Here is a 17,989-nt window from a genome sequence, read left to right on the forward strand (position 1 = left end):
TTAGGCAAAAAGAACAAGGCACAAAATGATATGAATCATAACAAGAGATCGTTACAAACTTTGGATACTCCTATGCTTGCATGATCATCGGTCTATTTCAAAGAACTAGGCCCAACGAAAGAGGGCACCTCCTCCAGACGTTATCTATTCTGTATAATGAGGTTACCTTCCCTTATATCAAGAATCAGCCCCCTACTCCGACGATACTCCAGAGGGAGAATCCGCCATATTTAGGTTATCTTTGTCTAGAATGGGAGGTGGACCTATCCATGTCAGAGTCCGCTCCTACGAGAAGAGAACTTTATCAGCTTCTATCCCGAAGAATAAACTATCGACCTCATCAGCACTCCATGTATCTTGGAGTCATTCCAACCGAATGAGGCAAAGTTTTAATAGTTATGAGACCCATCCGAACCAAGATATCACTCCTGCTAGTAGCCATGAGCCTCTCGCTCAGCCTGCCTACAGAAGGGGTAGCACGTAGCCGAAAGACAACGAAGACTTCGGTGAAGGCCAAGACCTCTGGGAGCAAATCCAGCCAAAAGAAAGGCCACTCCTCATCTTCTAAGAAAGCTTCTACCAAGGCTAGCTCTTCTAGGCGAGGGAAGAGCTCCTACAATATACGCTCGCGCGCCCGCTACCGCAACTATGCTGCACCGACAGAGGAGCAGCTCGAACAAATGCGCCAGGACAGCATCCGCCTACGCACCGGAGGGACAGCCCCAACACAGAAAGTAAGCGAGAAGGTAGCTCTCCCCAACGAACTCCTGACGACTCGCTTTCGTCGAGCAGACTCTACGCTCAATCGTAGTGAGATCAGAGAGCTCTACTTCACAATCGACGAACGTGAAGACACCGCCCCCTTCCTCAGCAAGATCGAGTCTGAAGCTGATCGATTGATCGAAGCGCATAACTTCAGTGAGGCACTCAAGACGGTACAGCAAGGACTCTGGCGTACACCCACGCATATTGGCCTGATCAAGCGTGCTTGTGACCTAGCCTTACATCTCAAGAATTCGAGGTTCAATACCTATATGTATCAGCTCGTCGAGCTCCTGAGCATGATCGCTCACACAGGAGACGGCTCAAGCTTCGATAAGGCTATTCAGGTACGCTCACTCTCTGATGCCCTGCTCTTCGAGCAACACTGGAACGAGACTCCTAGAGAGCAAATCCTTGCTAGCAAGGAGCAAAGCTCCAAGGGGAAAAATTATGTCCTCATCGAAGTGCAGACAGACAAGGGGAAGCCTGAGACACACTACTACCTCATCCATCCCTCTGAGGCTAAATCCAACACAACCACTAAGAAGCAATAGCAAGGAGACCAGACATGCCTAAAGCATGGGAAATCAGAAGATATACCCCAGAGGACGAAGGATTAGCTAACACCTTAGCCTCTCAGCTAGGGCTCTATCCGGCCATCGGTAGGCTACTCGTAGACCGAGGCATCAAGAGCAAAGAGCAGGCACAAGACTTCTTCACCCCTTCTCTAGAGCAACTCCATGATCCCTTCCTTCTAGAGGATATGGGTCGTGCTGTAGAGCGCCTAAACAGGGCCGTGGAGCAAGGTGAGCATATCCTCATCTATGGGGACTACGATGTCGATGGGACGACATCGGTAGCCCTACTCTACCGCTACCTTCGCTCGCATTGTCTCTCGGCTGAGCATCTCCACTATTATATACCTGATCGCTATGACGAAGGCTACGGGATCACTCCGACAGGGGTTGATCACGCAGCCAAACTTGGAGTTACCCTGATCATCTCCGTGGATACAGGCATCAAGGCGATCAGAGAGATCGCCTATGCCCAAGAGCTAGGTATGGACTTCATCGTCTGTGACCATCACACACCCGATGAAACCCTTCCTCCAGCTCTAGCCATCCTCAACCCGAAGCGTAGAGATAATCGCTATCCCTTCACCGAGCTCTCGGGCTGCGGTGTTGCCTTCAAACTCGTACAAGGACTTGCTCAGCATCGAGGGCTCCCCTTCGAGACCCTCCTCCCCCTGCTTGAGCTACTCGTTCTCAGCATCGCCCAAGACAGAGTTTCTATACTGGGTGAGAACCGCATCTTCACCTATCACGGGCTCCAGCAGATCAATACACACCCCTCGATCGCTATCACTTACCTAATGCGTCTAGGGAAGATCCAGCCAGGTCGTGTCGATATGGCTAGCATCTACTACGAGCTAGGCCCAAGAATCAACGCTGCTGGTCGTATGGCTCATGGAGCTGAGTCTGTCAAGCTCTTGATCGCAGAGGATCATGAGACAGCAGAAGCTCAGAGTCAAATCCTCGATGCCTACAACCGCCAGCGCCAAGATCTCGACCAGCAGGTCACTCGCCAAGCGATCGAACTCATAGAACAAGATCAAGGACTCTTAACCAAGCCGATCCTCATCCTCTACCATCCCGAGTGGAACAAGGGGGTCATGGGGATCGTAGCCGCTCGTCTAGCGGACCGATACCATCGCCCTGTCATCATCCTCTCACGTAGTGGGAACTATCTCGCAGGCTCGGGTCGCTCATCGGGGGGCTTCGACCTCTATCAAGCGATACAGTCTTGTAGTGATTGCCTAGAGAACTTCGGAGGGCATATCTTCGCTGCAGGCTTGACGATCCGAGAGGATCGGTTGGATGAATTCCGCTCTCGCATGGAGTCCTATGCTATGAAGGCTCAGCATGGGTCACAGCATAGCTCTCCCGTACTAACGATAGATGCCGAGCTGAGGCCCTCTGATATCTCCCGAGCCCTGCTAAGACAGATCGAACTCCTCTATCCCTTCGGGACAGATAATGAGCGTCCACTCTTCCTCGCTCGAGGGATGCGTGATGCTGGAGGAACTCGTCCCGTAGGGAAGGCTCAGCAACACCTCAGTCTGCGCATGACTGACAGCTACCAACGGATACGCCCAATTCATGGGTTCGCCCTTGGTTTAGCTCGCTATGCTCAAGACATCACACGGCACAGCGCCTTTGCTCTATGCTTCGAACTTGAGGAGAACAACTTCTACCCTCAGAGCTTCCTGCAGCTACGTGTCAAGGATCTCTGCCTTGAGTCTGAACTCTCCGCACGCCTCGAAGACAAGCAGTAATCGTCGAGACTATGCTCTCCCCTAACACCGAAGAAGAAGACCTCGAAAGTCTCCTCGATCCTCTTTCCCAGAGAGAAGACGATGGCTTTCTAGAGTATCACGAGCACTGGCCAGAGGATCTCTTTGACCAAGCCGTAGCTTCCCTTCCCCCTCTTCATCCAGGGCATGATCCTCGTCCTGGCATTCCTGACCAAGAGCTTAAACCCGAAGAAGTACTCCTACGCTACTGGGGCTATGAGGCATTTCGTCCTCTTCAGAGCGAGATCGTTCATGCCGCCCTGCGAGGTCAAGACACCCTAGGTCTCATGCCCACGGGAGGTGGGAAGAGTATTACCTTCCAAGTGCCAGGTCTTATGCTCTCTGGGATCACACTCGTGATCACCCCTCTGATCTCGCTGATGAAGGACCAAGTAGATCATCTTCGTGCCCGTGGGATCAGAGCCACAGCTATTCACTCGGGGATGTCGCAGGAGAAGATGCAGATAGCTCTGGACAACTGTCTATATGGGCGATACAAGTTCCTCTACATCTCCCCCGAGCGTGTCGGGAGTGAACGCTTCCAGACATGGCTCCGTGAGCTACCCGTCTCGCTGATCGTCATCGACGAATGTCACTGTGTCTGCCAGTGGGGCTATGACTTCCGTCCCTCCTATCTTGAGCTTCCTAAGTTGCGAGAGCTTCTCCCAGAAGTCCCCATCCTTGCACTCACAGCTACGGCGACGACAGAGGTAGTGGAAGACATCGTCCGTGTACTTAGCTTCCGCCCTGACTACGCCTTCTATCAGACAAGTTTCCGCCGACCTAATATCTCCTATTCGATCCGTCGTAGTGATGATAAGCCTGCTATGATGCTCCATATCCTAGAGCGAGTACAAGGGCCAGCCATCATCTACTGTCGGAATAGACTTCTTACTCAGACCGTAGCCGAAGAGCTAGAAGCTAAGGGTATAAGCGCTACCTACTATCATGCGGCACTGACCTATACCGAGCGCGAGATGCGACAAGCCCGTTGGATGCGGGGCGAAGTGCGTGTGATGGTAGCGACGAATGCCTTCGGGATGGGGATCGATAAGCCCGATGTACGTCTAGTGATCCATCTGACGATGCCCTCTTCGCTCGAAGAGTATTTCCAAGAGGCAGGGCGAGCTGGACGTGATGGAGAACGTGCCTACGCCGTAGCAATTATCAATAGCCAAGACTCTACGACTCTGCAGCGCCGCCTGCAGGACAGCTTCCCCGAGAAGGAGTATATCCGCTTCGTCTACGATCAGATCTGCAACTTCCTCTCTATCGGCGAAGGTGAAGGGCTAGGCCGAACCTATGACTTCGATCTAGAGCTTTTCATCCGACGCTTCCACATGCGCCCCATACAGACACGGCATGCCATAGACATCATGCAGCTATCGGGCTGGCTTGAGTATCGAGATGATGATAGTCGCTCGGTACTACGCTTCCTCATCCCTAGTCGAGAGCTTTATCAACCTCATATCGGGCCCGATCAGCTTATCCGAGCTATACTGCGAAGCTACACAGGACTCTTCTCCGACTACACGACTATCAGTGAACATGATCTGGCGCTCCTGACGGGCTACACAGAGGATGAGATCTATACCTTCCTCGTGACACTATCCCGCCAAGGAGTCATTCACTACATCCCTAAGAAAGCACTTCCTCGGCTTCACTTCCTCACCCGCCGAGAGGATAGCGAGCTCCTACGTATCCCCTATGCAGCCTATCAAGAGCGTCGGGATAAGATGAGCGATCGCATCTCTGCTGTGCGCACCTATATAGAGGAGGAAGATGTCTGTCGCTCACGCATGCTCTTGGCCTACTTCGGAGAAGAGGAGAGCCATCCCTGTGGGCTCTGCGATGTATGCCTGAGGAGACATCCGACGGGTCTCAATCAGTACCTAATCGATGCCGTAGGCGAAGAGCTTGAGCGAGCTTTCTTAAACACTGATCTTGAGAGCTATCCCGTCAGTAAGCTGATTGATGCGCTCCCCTACTCTCCCTTAGACCTCATGCAGGCACTCCGCTTCTGGGCAGGCGAACTTCGAGGTCAGCTAGAGCTCGATGGTCCCTATCTGCGCCGACATATCCCTTAGTCCCATCCTCTGCTATAAATCAACTAAATCATATATGCTTAAGATTCACCAATTCGTCTTTGGACCCGTCCAAGAGAATACGTACATCCTCTATGATGAAGCAAGCCGTGAGGCAGCTATTGTAGACCCTGGATGTATGCGCCACTCCGAAGAAGACCGAGTGCGCGACTTCATTGAGGAGCATGAGCTGACCCCCGTGATGCTTCTCTGTACTCACCAGCACTTTGATCACGTCTGGGGAGCAGCCTTTGTCCTAAGACAATGGCCTAACATCAAAGCCTACGCTAATCGGATTGACTTCGATAAGCTACCCTTACCCTCAGAGCAACTGAAAGGCTATGGGATCCCTCTACCACTGGAGGATGTACCTATGGAGCGCTACACCCTTGTCGGGCAAGATGACCTCATCACACTCGGGGGTGAAGAGATCAGAGTTCTCTTCGTGCCTGGTCATGCACCTGGACATATCGCCTTCTATGCAGGAGACTCGGATATTCTTCTCTCTGGGGACACACTCCTTCAGGGTACGATCGGGCGTACAGACTTCTGGTATGGCGACTATGATCAGCTGGTCGAAGCGATCAAGACGCAGTACCTGACACTACCCGATGAGACGATCGTCTTCAGCGGTCACGGCCCCGAGACGACCATTGGCTTCGAGAGGAGGAAGAATCCATTCCTTCAGTAGGGCTCATCCTGCCTGATACTACCAATTCAGGTAGCCCTATTCCCTCCGTCATATAATAAGGGCTGACACCAACTCGTGGTGCCAGCCCTTATCATTTGTCAAGCGATCGAAGTCCGCCCTAGCGATAGTCGATGTAGAATGGATCACTAACTCCGAAGTACTCGTAGTGTCCACTATACCTATTGGCTTGAGGAAGCCATTTCTCACCCATGGAGCAAGGGAGCGCTTGGTAGCGACCATCTTGGGTCTTCACGATCACTAGCCCATTGACTACACGGTATGCTTCACCCTTCGCTGAGGTACCACGAGAAAAGTCATCACTGACGATCAGCATCTTGACGATATGATCCTTTGACCACACCCTACGCATGATCCGCTCATAGGTAGCAAGCAGGTCAGGTCGATTCATCTTACCAGCCTTGCGCATAGGATGTACACGCTCGCGTCGCTCACGTGCTTCATCTTGGATCTTCTTGACCTGTGCATCTGACTGTTGCTTCTGCAGGGCTACTAACTCTGCGAGTGTCCTTGGCTGAGGGTATATGGATTGGTATTCCTGATCCATAGAGGCATAGATCTCCTTGAGTGAAGCTACCATTGTTTGCACATCTGGATCAGAGTCCTGCAGTCTGCCATCGACTAGTTCACTTGAGAGTTTCTTTACTGCTTGGAATAGGTAATACTTCTTCATATTGGTGCTAAGACCAGGTGTCTGTAGGTATCTAGTGATCCTCTTCAGTTGCTCTCCACCGCTTATCAGCGAGCGAGTCGCAGAGCCATTGAAGGGAGCCAGTAGCACCTTGTCGACAGCAGTTGTCACCCTCTGATATTCCATACCCCAGTCATCGAAGCGAAACCCTTGCACTTGTCCACGCTTCTGATTATTCACGAGGAGCATATAGTACAGCATGGCCTTATTATCGTCAGACCAAGCCATGGTCTCGATGTCTCGTTGCTCCACAGCCTTCTTCAGCCGCAGTAAGTAATAAGCAAACGTCTCGAACTGAGCCCGAGTATCTAGAGTCTCATCGAAGGCTCCGCCGTTGTCCCGCTGTTGGGCTTGAGCATAAAAGCTATCGGGGCTCTGCGCTGGGATCTGGACTTGCTGCATGATCGTCAGAGGATCACTTTCTCCAGCCTTCTGGTTCTGTGCTTGGGTGGTAGATCCCTTAGCCTGCGAAGGGTTAGCATTAAGCTCTTGCTTCACATCGTCAGCCACATCTTTGACCACCTTCTCTGTTTTAGATTTCACCTTCTTGAGCAAGTTGCCAAGCTGTGCATGAGCAGGCATTAGACTTAGGAGTAAGACAAAACTAACGGCTCCCAGCCTTCTAATAGATTTCGTTCCCATAGTAAAAAGTAATTATGTTAGACATGTTTTCATTATCTCTATGCATGCGCAAAGATCAATAGAACAGCACCATACCAATGAAAAGCGATGGAGCAGACAAGCTACATCATAGCGACTCTCTTAGCATCCGAGACTATTCGCAATCTGCCAAGACATAAGATTGAGCAAGGTGTCCCGATCTTGCTGTCGACAGCACTCCACTAGATCATGCAGTGTAGTCGAGAGTGATTCAGCTACCACAACCTAGGACTTCGTTTGGTGCGCTAATTCTAGAAGTATCTTTTTAGCTACCACAAAACTACACTTTATCCCTTACATATCCTACCCATCCCCCATTCTTTGATTGACCTTCTCTCCCTGAAGAGGTGTAGCAGAAGATCAGAGACAGACGATATAGCATGAGTAATCCCCTTATTCTTTCTGTAAAGGATGATCCTCTAGGCTCTGATACGTCGCTCTAGACCATCTAGAGGATGCCACTAGGTAGCCCCCGAATACGACCCATTATGGGTCGCAGGTGGGACCCATGATGGGTCACAGAGACGACCCATAATGGGTCGTTTGAGCGACCTACCATAGGTCGTTCTACACCTCTTCCCAAAGGCCTATTCAATAGGGATAGAGCACACCCTCGTCAGCGAGTAGCCTTATTCCTTATAACTGGACTGAAGGATAGGGGTAGAACTATCTGATGATGAGCCCTCCCCCATGAACTACCTCAAGTAGCTATCACAGAGATGGAATAGTGTAGTTCCCCATCTATTTCTAGGAGATCTCCCTTCCTATCATTATGCGCCAATCTGGCCAAGAATCACGCTAGTATTTGGAGTTTCGGAATAAATGCTTACCTTTGCAGTGTCAAAAACGAATTGAATCTTTAGCTCAGTTGGTTTAGAGCACTACCTTGACAGGGTAGGGGTCGGCGGTTCGAGTCCGCCAAGGTTCACAGACATTGTCTCATGGTGTAATGGTAGCACAACAGATTCTGGTCCTGTTTGTTAAGGTTCGAGTCCTTATGAGACAACAAGAAGGAGCGCTAGTCGCTCCTTTTTTTTATACCCATAGGTGAGCTTGAAACGTTCTAGCGGAGCGACAACACTCGAGTCTCAATCCCATACAACAGAGTGATGGGATGCCCATGGAATACCCAGGAGCGAAAAGGTGACCACTTTATGAAAATAAGGGTTAACTTTGTGGATAGGCACATCGAGAGTTGCCCCTAATGCAAGGGAGAGCGCCGAGCACTCGTCTCTTTCTCTTGCCCCATCTTCCAAGGATTAGGTAGCTGAGGTCCTGCGCCTCGGTCCATAGAATAACGGTTATGTCTGACACAAAGAAGGCGATAAGCCAAGATCGCAAGCGAACAAATATCCTACACGATCAAGAGATCGCCCTCATCGCTTATCTCGTAGAGAGAATCCCTCGTTGGGTGACCTCAAATATGCTCACCTCACTAGGACTTGCGGGCAACCTCCTCGTTGCGCTCTTCATGTGCATCGCCTCGGTCTACGGATCTTGGTGGCTACTACTCACTCCCCTAGCCTTCTTCATCAACTGGTTCGGTGACTCCCTAGATGGTCGCCTCGCCTATTATAGGAAGAAGCCTCGCAAGTGGTTTGGCTTTTGCCTCGACATCGTCGTAGACTGGATCGGCATCATCTCCATTGGACTCGGGTACTACACCTATGTCCAGCCCGAATGGAAGATCATCGGATTTATCTTCGTTGTGCTCTACGGGGCAGAGATGATCATCTCACAGCTACGCTACAAGGTGACGGACAAGTACTCCATCGACTCAGGCCTCCTAGGGCCAACCGAAGTACGCATCATCCTAGCCATCCTCTTCTGCATGGACTTCTTCATACCTGGGAGCATCCATTGGATCGGTCTTGTGGTCTCGATCGTACTTCTACTCTCCTTCATCTCGGACTTCCGTAAGCTCCTAGCTCTTGCTGACGAGCGTGATATAGCTCTACGCAACGAACAACAGCAAGCCTCTTAGAGAGACCATGCCCTTGCTCCAGCGTCTACGTCAGCTCATCCTCAACTTCTCACAAGCCCAGATCTCCGCTGGTGCAGGCTCCGTCGTGGACTATGGTCTGATGGTCCTCTCAGTCGAAGTCTTTCGATGGGATCTATTCTGGGCCGTGGCCTTGGGTGGGATCGTCGGAGCCATCATCAACTTCTCACTCAATCGCTACTGGACCTTCAGAGACAAGCAGCGAGCCTATCGCCATGGGCTGAAGATCCAACTCCTCAAGTTCGCAGCGACAGTCACGGGAAGTATCTTACTCAAGTACCTAGGCACCTATGCCCTAGAGCATGCGTTAGGTATTGACTACAAGATCGGGAAGCTCATCAGCGATCTATTTGTCTCGGTCCTCTTCAACTACACCTTACAGCGCTTCTGGGTCTTCCGCAAGACCAAATCCTAATCCTACTGATACTCCCTTCAGCTCATGATAGCTCGCTCCACTCTATATCGCTCACTCCTCGGGCTCACCCTCTGCTGTGGTCTTACGCTCGATGCCTACACCTCCTCCCAAGCTAAGGTCACGAAGCCTAAGACAGAGCACGCACAAGATCTTTTGATCTTCGAGGGGCTCGATCAAGCTGAGATGGGACGATGGATAGATAGCGTATATCAGTCATTAGATCTCGGGGCTCGTGTCGGCCAGCTCATCATGCCGATCATCTATCCTAAGCCCGAGGACAAGTCTGCCCTCATCAGTCGCATGAAGCAGGAGCAATGGGGAGGTATCCTCTTCCAGAAGGGACTCCTAGCAGATCAGCGAGAGCTGACACTCAGCCTCCAGCAGGAGAGCCAAGTCCCCCTACTCATCGCTCTTGACGGAGAATGGGGACTCTATATGCGACTGAAGGACGCTCCCCGATATCCTCGCAATAAGGGGCTTGGTAGTGCCCAAGATCTAGAGCTCATCAAAGCCTATGGTGCCGAGGTAGCTCGTCAATGCCAACTGATGGGCATTCACGTCAACTTTGCCCCAGTGGTCGATGTCAACATCAATCCCAAGAATCCCGTCATCGGTACACGTAGCTTTGGCGATACACCAGAGCATGTCGCCGAGTGTGCTGTAGCTTACGGTGAAGGGCTGGAGCAGGGAGGAGTACTCTCTGTAGCGAAGCACTTCCCTGGGCACGGCGATACCTCCGAAGACTCACACAAGACACTGCCGACTGTATCTGCTTCCAAAGAGCGCATGGAGCGTGTCGAGCTCTATCCCTTCCAAAGCTATCGAAGAGCTGGACTGGGCGGTGTGATGACGGCTCATCTACGTGTACCCGCCTACGATGCTACAGGCCGACCAGCCTCGCTCAGCGAACGTATCACGACGGATCTACTTCGCCATACTCTTGGTTTCCGTGGGCTCGTCTTCACCGATGCCCTAGAGATGCGAGGAGCTCAAGTAAGTGCAGGGAGCTCCGTAGCTGTCGAGGCACTCAAGGCTGGCAATGATATCCTGCTCGGTCCCTCTCGACCTCAGCAGGCTCGAGAAGAGATCCTCCAAGCCATCCAAAGAGGTGAGGTAAGCCTCGCCTCTATCGAAGAGAAGTGTCGCCGCATCCTAGCCTTCAAGTTCGCCCTGATCATCAAGAAGCAGGCGAAAGAAGCTACCCCTGCAGAGGTAAAGAGTCTCATCTGGACGAAGGAAGAAGAAGCTCTGCGCACCCGCCTCTGGAAAGCTTCTGCGGCATCAGGCGAAGGAGCAGACCCAACAGCGAAGACGACCGCAATCCAAGTGACTAAGAAATCTAAGGCTCGTCACTAATCCTCCCATGCGTACGCGTAGCCTCCTCTCCCTCCTCGCATTCTTAGCCTTCGGTCAGCTATCGGCTAGGGCTCAGCACCTTCCTGACAGCCTGACTCAGGAGGATATTCAGGAGCCCATACCTCACCTCCTCCCTCCAGACTCTATTCCTAAGTCTGCGCTAACTCGTATCGATAGCTTAGCCCTCTGGGGGATCGAGCAAGGAGCTTACCCAGGGTGCCAGCTATTTGCCTTATACCGTGGGGAAGTCATCTATGACAAAGCCTTTGGGACACTCACCTCGCTCACAGGGACGAAGAGTGAGCCCGTGACGAATCACACCCTCTATGACCTAGCCTCCGTCACGAAGGCAGCTGCCACAACCCCCGCCTTAATGCTCCTCGTATCCGAGGGCAAAGTCAAGCTTGATGCGCCTCTTCTAAGCTATCTTCCAGAGACTAAGGAGACGCTTCTCGGGATGGTGACACTGCGTCAGCTTCTCCTCCATCAGTCTGGGCTCCCAGCTGGGATCAACTTCTATACTGACCTTATTGATGACTCAAGCTACGAAGGCTCACTCATCCGCTACAAGTGCTTCGATGGAGGGGTCCCTCTTGTAGGGAAGGCTTGGGGCAATCCGAACTTCAGCTTCCGTGAGGAGTACATCTCAGATAAGCCTACCGAACAGCACACCCTACGCTTCAGTCAGAAGAAATACCTCGCCCCATCCTTCAAAGAGCGCATGATGGAGCGGATCTTACTTGCTCGAGTTTCATCAAGCAAATCCTACCGCTACAGCGACATCAACTTCATCCTTCTCCAGCAAATCATTGAGCGTGTCTCTGGGGAGCCTCTAGATCGCTTTGTAGAAGAGCGTATCTACAAGCCTATACGAGCTCACCTCTACTTCAATCCTCTAGAGCATGGTGTGAAGACCTACTCCATCGCCCCCTCACAGCAGGATAACTTCCTCAGGCGAGAAATTCTACGCGGGACAGTCGATGATGAGGCTGCAGCTTGCCTTGGCGGTGTGTCTGGCAATGCTGGTCTCTTTGGCTCTGCTGGTGAGCTTGCCAAGGTCTGTCAGCTCCTCTTACTACAGGGAGCTTGGGGAGACAAGCAGGTTATTCCTACCGCTACCGTCCGCCTCTTCACCGAGACTTATGGTGCTGGAGGCATCAGAGCTCTAGGCTTTGACAAGCCCCGTTCGACGGGAGGCCCAACGGGTGTCTATGCATCGGCACGCACCTATGGGCATCTCGGCTTCACGGGGACTTGCTTCTGGGTAGATCCAGAGTACGACCTCGTCTTCGTCTTCCTATCCAATCGCACCTACCCCACTCGTCAGAATACAACCCTCATCCGTGAGCGACTCCGCCAGCGTCTCCAAGATCTTGTCTACGAGGCCATCGGAGCGACCACCCCTAGATAGATCCTAAGCATTCACCCATCAAGCTACAGCAATGAGTCAAGCAAATACAACATCTACGACGATCATCGGAGTAGCTGGAGGCTCAGCCTCTGGTAAGTCTACTCTGGTTCGCAAGCTCCAAGAAGCCTTTGTCGAAGAGCCCGTCACGACCCTATGTCATGACTTCTACTACAAGGCTCATGATGAGCTCAGTCTCGAGGAGCGAGCCAATCTCAACTACGACCATCCTCATTCGTTCGACACCGACATGATGATCGAGCACATCCGTGAGCTCAAGCAGGGTAAGACCATCCAGCGTCCAGTCTACTCCTTCACGGATCACAATCGTCTCCCGCAGACTGTCCTCGTTCATCCTGCTAAGGTCATCATCCTCGATGGTATCTTGATCCTTGAGAACAAGGAGCTCCGAGAACTCATGGATGTAAAGGTCTTCGTAGATACCGACGATGATGTGCGTCTAGCTCGCCGCCTCGTGCGTGATGTCCAGGAGCGTGGCCGAGATATGAGCTCTGTGCTGAAGCAGTACTTCTCTACTGTGAAGCCTATGCACCGAGACTTCGTAGAGCCCTCCAAGCGCTATGCAGACATCATCATTCCAGAGGGAGGGATGAATCCTGTTGCCCTCTCTCTTCTTGTAGAGAACATCCATTCCATCCTCAGATAACTACCCCACACACCTTCCCCGTAAGGCACTCTTATAGCTCTAACTTCATCTATGCACCATACCCCGTACAGTAGCGATACGATCTGTGCCGTAGCTACAGCTCCTGGCAGTGGAGGCATCGCCGTCATCCGCGTCTCTGGGAGCGAAGCCATCGGCATCGTTGATCAGATCTTTCAGTCTCGAGAGCTTCGTACCCTCGAGCGAGCTAAAGACAGGATGGCCTACTTCGGACGCTTCCAGCACGAGGGGAAGGTCATCGATGAGGGTTTAGTTACCTGCTTCCGTGCTCCTCGCTCTTATACGGGCGAGGATGTCGTTGAGCTCTCTTGCCATGGTTCGCTCTTCATCCAGCAGAGTCTCTTAGAGGCGCTCACCGATCAGGGCTGTCGCATGGCTGCTCCTGGGGAATATACCCGACGAGCCTACCTCAATGGTAAGATGGACCTAAGCCGAGCTGAGGCTGTGGCTGACCTCATCGCTTCGGAGTCCGAGGCACAGCACCGCATGGCGCTCACACAGATGAAGGGGGGCTATAGTGCCGAATTCCGATCGCTTCGGGAGCGTCTCATTCACCTCACCTCGCTCATGGAGCTAGAGCTGGACTTCAGTGAAGAAGATGTGAACTTCGCCGACCGCACACAGCTACTCAGCTTACTTGACGAACTGACCAGCAAGATCGAACGGCTCACCGACAGCTTCCGTCTCGGTAATGCGATTAAGAAGGGTATCCCCGTGGCGATCGCAGGAGCGACCAACGTCGGTAAGAGTACTCTGCTCAACGCCCTGCTTGGCGAAGAGCGTGCGATCGTGAGTGACATCCATGGGACTACCCGTGATACGATCGAAGATGTCCTTAATATCGAGGGAATACTCTTCCGCTTCATCGACACCGCTGGACTGCGCACAACCTCGGATACCATCGAAGCGCTGGGCATCGAACGAAGCTACAGCAAGATCGCTTCTGCCCACATCGTGCTCCTAGTCGTGGATGTGACTCGTCTCACAGAAGAGACTTACCTCGCTTCTCTCAGCGAAGTACTCCCTCACCTAGCGGATAAGCCCCTTCTCGTCCTGCTGAACAAGACCGACCTGCTTGGAGAAGAAGCGCTCGACACACTCGTCACGAGCTCACCATTCTTCAAGTCGCTACCATCCGACACACCACTCCTTCCCATTTCGGCACGGACACAGACGGGGCTCGAAGGCTTGCGTAAGGCGCTCATCGACTCGCTAGCTCTCCCCCACCTTGCTCCCTCTGACCTCGTCGTCAGCAATGCTCGTCACCACGCTCTCTTGAAGGAAGCGCTCACGGGGCTACGACTTGTTCGTCAGGGTCTAATGGATGGTCTCTCCACAGATCTCTTGACACCCGATCTTCGTCGAGCAATCACGTCGATCGGAGAAGTCACCGGCAGCGAGATCACCAGCGACTCCATCCTCCATAACATCTTCGCCCACTTCTGCATCGGCAAGTAAGCTGCCTCTTCGATGTGGGACGTGAGCGTTCGCCCTTCCCCTTCGCTGTGCTTTACTTTGCCCTCTCCTTGCTTCTATTTCATATATAATTGCCCCCAGGATAAGACAAGAGCTTATGCCATACTATCACGTGTACATTGTGAGCAATGATCCCAAGGCTAGGTGCTATGACTTAGATAACACTGATGTAGTGAAACACTAAGAGGAGGTAATTCTACCCCATTACCTAATCTTCTGGGATACTGCTCCTTAAAGTGCATCACTCGCTCAAGGATGAGCACCCAAGTATCTTCGCATCTCAAGTGAATAGAAACCTCATACACATTATCTGAACTATCAGAATCTCCTAACATCAGTGTATGCTAATTCTTATATCGGACAGTATGCCAGCTTGAGATGCTTCTCCAATCTGTCAATTTGTCTATCACATCCTTTTTCCACCAACATGGCATGGTCTTCGTAATCGTCATTAGTAAGTGCAAGCAAATAAAGCCTCACTTAACATGTCGAATTTAAACAGAAATCTATGACAGCATTTGATTTGAAAATGATTGCCTCGGCTGGAGGGAATCTCATCATTAATGAAGGCAACTACTCAGGACAAGACCTGAAAATGGTTGCGACTGGTAGCCGTGAGGGGAGAGGAACCCTTATGATCAAAAGAGTTCGTAGACTTAGCGCATACGACTGCAAAAGTATAGCATCTGAAAATCCAGGGCATGTCACCTTCGATTTCAGTGAGGAATAACAGTTATCTCAAAAGCAAGTAAACTATGGAGTATTATGCCAATCTGAGAGGAAACTCACCAATCGTGGGATACGAGATTTACCCAACGAGTATCATTGTCTACTTCAAGGGGGGAAAACCTTATTCTTATAGTTACGGTAAGGCAGGGGAAGAGAATGTAGAGACAATGAAACTCTTGGCTAAGAGCGGTTCGGGTCTAAGCGCATATATCACACAGCATGTGCGTTTCTTATATGATTAGATTCATTGACTTAGGTCACAGAGAAAAGACTAGCTATACTTGGCCTATAGGATAAAACCTATATCTACAGTGTTCTCCCCATATGCAAGCTAGTGGTGAGACAGACAAAAGCTATATAGCTTTGGACTGATTCCTATATAGGATCACTCCGATTGCTATATAGCTTTTGTTGTATTCCTATATAGCTTTCGGGTGATTACTATATAGGATTTCCCCGATTACTATATAGTAATTACCGCATTCCTATATAGGAATCGGAGCGAAGCTATATAGAAATTTTCAGAAAGGAATTGCTAACTTTGTGGAGTCCTACCAAGTAAGACACATAACTACATTACTAACAGCTTAATACCATTTGAATCCTATGGGAAAGAACAAGCCTTTAGCCTACGTGCTACGCGAAAGAAAAATGAGCATTGGCAAGCTCAAAGGGAAGATTGTACAAGTAGCTTCGCCCACAGACCGACGTAGCGTCTCCTTCGACCACTTCTGCGAAATGGTCGCCGACCAAACTACTTTCAACTACATGGAGGTTGCCTCTGTGCTCAATCTGGCCGCCGATATGGCAAGAAAACTCGTCGCTAACGGCGATATGGTTGAGTTCGGTCGTCTCGGTAAACTGAAGCCCAGCTTCAAGAGCAAGGTCGTGCTCAAGGGAGAGGAATTTAATGCCAACACACATATCACCGAAGCTTGCGTGATCCTGCGCCCCAATGCCGAGTACTTCCGCCTGGACGATGTCAGCTTCGAACGGGTCGCTCCTCGCACGAAGAAGCCTAAGAAAGCGAAACCTGACACTGGAGGTGGCTCTTCGAACGACACCCCTGGAGGTGGACATGTAGGGATATAATTTTTAGAAAGTGAAACGATTCTTCCTAACCCTTTTCTCTCTATCCTACTTCATAGTCATTTATCTAGTGAAGGAACACATAGTGCTTCCTTCACTAGATACCTGGTGGGTACAGCTTCTTGTTGCTATTGGCCTGATGATCTGTGCTTTTCTTTTGGGTTATATAGGGCTACTCCTATGTAGATACTTTGAGAGAATAGATCTAGATATCTCAAAAATAGAATCCATTGAGGCGGCGAATGACAACTATCTCGTCAATTACATTGGTTTCTTTCTGATCGCAACAGATATGGAAGACAGTGTGACACTAACGTTAGTCTTCCTATTCCTACTTTACTTAGTCTTCAAGTCTAATGTATCGTACTTCAATCCCGCCTTCTTGGTCTTTGGATATAAGTTCTACATCATCACCACGGATCTTAGAACACGAATCATCCTTATTACAAAACAAACAGTAAAGAAGCCCGAAGATATACTTCCGTTTTCTGGTAAAGAAGATAAGAAAGAAGATGGACGAAAAGCGAGGCATGGCGTACAAGTAAGAAAGATTAACGAATATGTATTCATACAATGCAAAGACAACTAAACTATCTTTTAGCCTATAGAGGAGAGACTGCAATTAGGCGCGTATTATCTACAGAAGAAGCTGTCTATAATGTTAATATGGAGAACCAAATACCATATACCCCCACAGATCGGCTGAGGCAGGATGAGAATGAATGGTTCTACATAGAGGGTTTTAGAGAGTCAGGGTTCAATACCGCTATCGCTAAGATTGGAGGGGCAGACATTAAGATAGAAGAACTATTTGAGCGACTCACTGAGTTTACTGAATTCCAGTCGACCGATTATCCTGGTATAAAGTGGCTGATAACGAAGCAAGGAGAGTGCTACTACTTTCAAAAGGTGTTGCCTTCAAGTAGAATTGAGAATAGAACTATACTCATGTTTGTTGTAGGTGCTCCAAGGATCAAGGAGATGAGTAACTCTGTGGAGGTGCGTAGGGGATTCCCTGACATCATTTATGATTCTCATGCCAACAGACTTCTCTTTAGGGACTTATCTAGGGCTAAGGAAATATATAAGGATCTGATTAATCTGTACAGAGAGGCAACGGATGAAGAGATAACAGACTTCCTGTCCAGCAGAGAGGACACTACGATTTCGATCTCTAGAGATAAGATCGGTATAAGAAATAGAAAAGAAATCGCAAGACTGGGAGACAAGATTAGTACATTATCCAGTGAGGCAAAAGCCGCACTTGTAACCTACATAGATACTCATCTAACGGAAGCGGGGCTTCACAAGGGAGAGGATGGGAAGATCATCATAGCTAAACCCAAAGATCTTAGTAGCTACCTTGCTCTACTTGACCAGCGATTTGTACACTCTGAGGTATACAGCGAGAGGCGAAAAATTACAGCGTTTACAAAGGCTTGAGTGTACGGAGGGGAAGGCAAACTATTCTTACGACCCCATTCTCCTTGATTAGTGTTCCAAGTTTCATTAGCCAATATACGCCTACTTATGGTTCGCGGTGCTATCTGTGAGGGATATCCTTAAGCCC

General features: G+C 50.5%; 15 protein-coding genes and 1 tRNA gene. 15 read left to right on the forward strand and 1 reads right to left on the reverse strand.

Features of this window, described 5'->3' with window-relative positions:
* Window positions 1-398 precede the first annotated feature (398 nt).
* The 4 genes from Q0336_RS04580 to Q0336_RS04595 are packed head-to-tail and all read left to right on the forward strand — an operon-like array spanning window position 399 to window position 5,890.
* Window positions 399-1,316 (forward strand): DUF4919 domain-containing protein, encoded by a 918-nt coding sequence (locus Q0336_RS04580; protein WP_298526148.1) that lies wholly within the window; start codon window positions 399-401, stop codon window positions 1,314-1,316.
* Window positions 1,317-1,330: 14 nt separating this feature from the next.
* Complete coding sequence (gene recJ, locus Q0336_RS04585; protein WP_298526149.1) at window positions 1,331-3,097, forward strand: single-stranded-DNA-specific exonuclease RecJ; 1,767 nt, start codon at window positions 1,331-1,333, stop codon at window positions 3,095-3,097.
* Window positions 3,098-3,108: 11 nt separating this feature from the next.
* The gene (locus Q0336_RS04590) at window positions 3,109-5,202 is read left to right on the forward strand and encodes an ATP-dependent DNA helicase RecQ (protein WP_298526150.1); all 2,094 of its coding nucleotides are present in this window, start codon (window positions 3,109-3,111) and stop codon (window positions 5,200-5,202) included.
* A 34-nt stretch (window positions 5,203-5,236) separates the two neighbouring features.
* The gene (locus Q0336_RS04595; protein ID WP_298526152.1) at window positions 5,237-5,890 is read left to right on the forward strand and encodes an MBL fold metallo-hydrolase; all 654 of its coding nucleotides are present in this window, start codon (window positions 5,237-5,239) and stop codon (window positions 5,888-5,890) included.
* A 118-nt stretch (window positions 5,891-6,008) separates the two neighbouring features.
* On the opposite strand, the gene Q0336_RS04600 is transcribed toward Q0336_RS04595, so the two are convergent.
* A complete protein-coding gene (locus Q0336_RS04600; protein WP_298526155.1) occupies window positions 6,009-7,142 on the reverse strand; it encodes a hypothetical protein in 1,134 nt (377 codons plus the stop codon).
* A 970-nt stretch (window positions 7,143-8,112) separates the two neighbouring features.
* Here Q0336_RS04600 and Q0336_RS04605 point away from each other — a divergent pair.
* The 11 genes from Q0336_RS04605 to Q0336_RS04655 all read left to right on the forward strand — a co-directional run bounded on the left by Q0336_RS04605 (window position 8,113) and on the right by Q0336_RS04655 (window position 17,862).
* Window positions 8,113-8,187, forward strand: a tRNA-Val gene (locus tag Q0336_RS04605).
* Between the two features lie 375 nt (window positions 8,188-8,562).
* On the forward strand, window positions 8,563-9,243 hold the full coding sequence (locus Q0336_RS04610; RefSeq protein WP_298526157.1) for a CDP-alcohol phosphatidyltransferase family protein: 681 nt from the start codon (window positions 8,563-8,565) through the stop codon (window positions 9,241-9,243).
* 7 nt (window positions 9,244-9,250) lie between these two features.
* Entirely contained in the window at window positions 9,251-9,676 is a 426-nt protein-coding gene (locus Q0336_RS04615) for a GtrA family protein (protein WP_298526159.1), read from the forward strand.
* 24 nt (window positions 9,677-9,700) lie between these two features.
* Window positions 9,701-11,032: a glycoside hydrolase family 3 N-terminal domain-containing protein gene (locus Q0336_RS04620; RefSeq protein WP_298526160.1), complete on the forward strand. Its 1,332-nt coding sequence runs from the start codon at window positions 9,701-9,703 to the stop codon at window positions 11,030-11,032.
* Between the two features lie 7 nt (window positions 11,033-11,039).
* Entirely contained in the window at window positions 11,040-12,443 is a 1,404-nt protein-coding gene (locus tag Q0336_RS04625; RefSeq protein ID WP_298526162.1) for a serine hydrolase, read from the forward strand.
* 31 nt (window positions 12,444-12,474) lie between these two features.
* Complete coding sequence (gene udk, locus Q0336_RS04630; protein ID WP_298526164.1) at window positions 12,475-13,107, forward strand: uridine kinase; 633 nt, start codon at window positions 12,475-12,477, stop codon at window positions 13,105-13,107.
* A gap of 51 nt (window positions 13,108-13,158) precedes the next feature.
* Window positions 13,159-14,583: a tRNA uridine-5-carboxymethylaminomethyl(34) synthesis GTPase MnmE gene (gene mnmE, locus Q0336_RS04635; protein ID WP_298526166.1), complete on the forward strand. Its 1,425-nt coding sequence runs from the start codon at window positions 13,159-13,161 to the stop codon at window positions 14,581-14,583.
* A gap of 526 nt (window positions 14,584-15,109) precedes the next feature.
* Window positions 15,110-15,331, forward strand: a complete 222-nt coding sequence (locus Q0336_RS04640; protein ID WP_298526168.1) for a hypothetical protein — start codon at window positions 15,110-15,112, stop codon at window positions 15,329-15,331.
* 605 nt (window positions 15,332-15,936) lie between these two features.
* Window positions 15,937-16,422: a DNA-binding protein gene (locus Q0336_RS04645; protein WP_298526169.1), complete on the forward strand. Its 486-nt coding sequence runs from the start codon at window positions 15,937-15,939 to the stop codon at window positions 16,420-16,422.
* Window positions 16,423-16,432: 10 nt separating this feature from the next.
* Window positions 16,433-17,008 (forward strand): hypothetical protein, encoded by a 576-nt coding sequence (locus Q0336_RS04650; RefSeq protein ID WP_298526172.1) that lies wholly within the window; start codon window positions 16,433-16,435, stop codon window positions 17,006-17,008.
* A complete protein-coding gene (locus tag Q0336_RS04655) occupies window positions 16,993-17,862 on the forward strand; it encodes a hypothetical protein (protein WP_298526173.1) in 870 nt (289 codons plus the stop codon). Before Q0336_RS04650 ends, Q0336_RS04655 begins: the two co-directional genes overlap by 16 nt.
* Window positions 17,863-17,989: the final 127 nt, after the last annotated feature.

It is taken from the genome of uncultured Porphyromonas sp. (genome assembly GCF_938039215.1).
Taxonomy (GTDB): domain Bacteria; phylum Bacteroidota; class Bacteroidia; order Bacteroidales; family Porphyromonadaceae; genus Porphyromonas.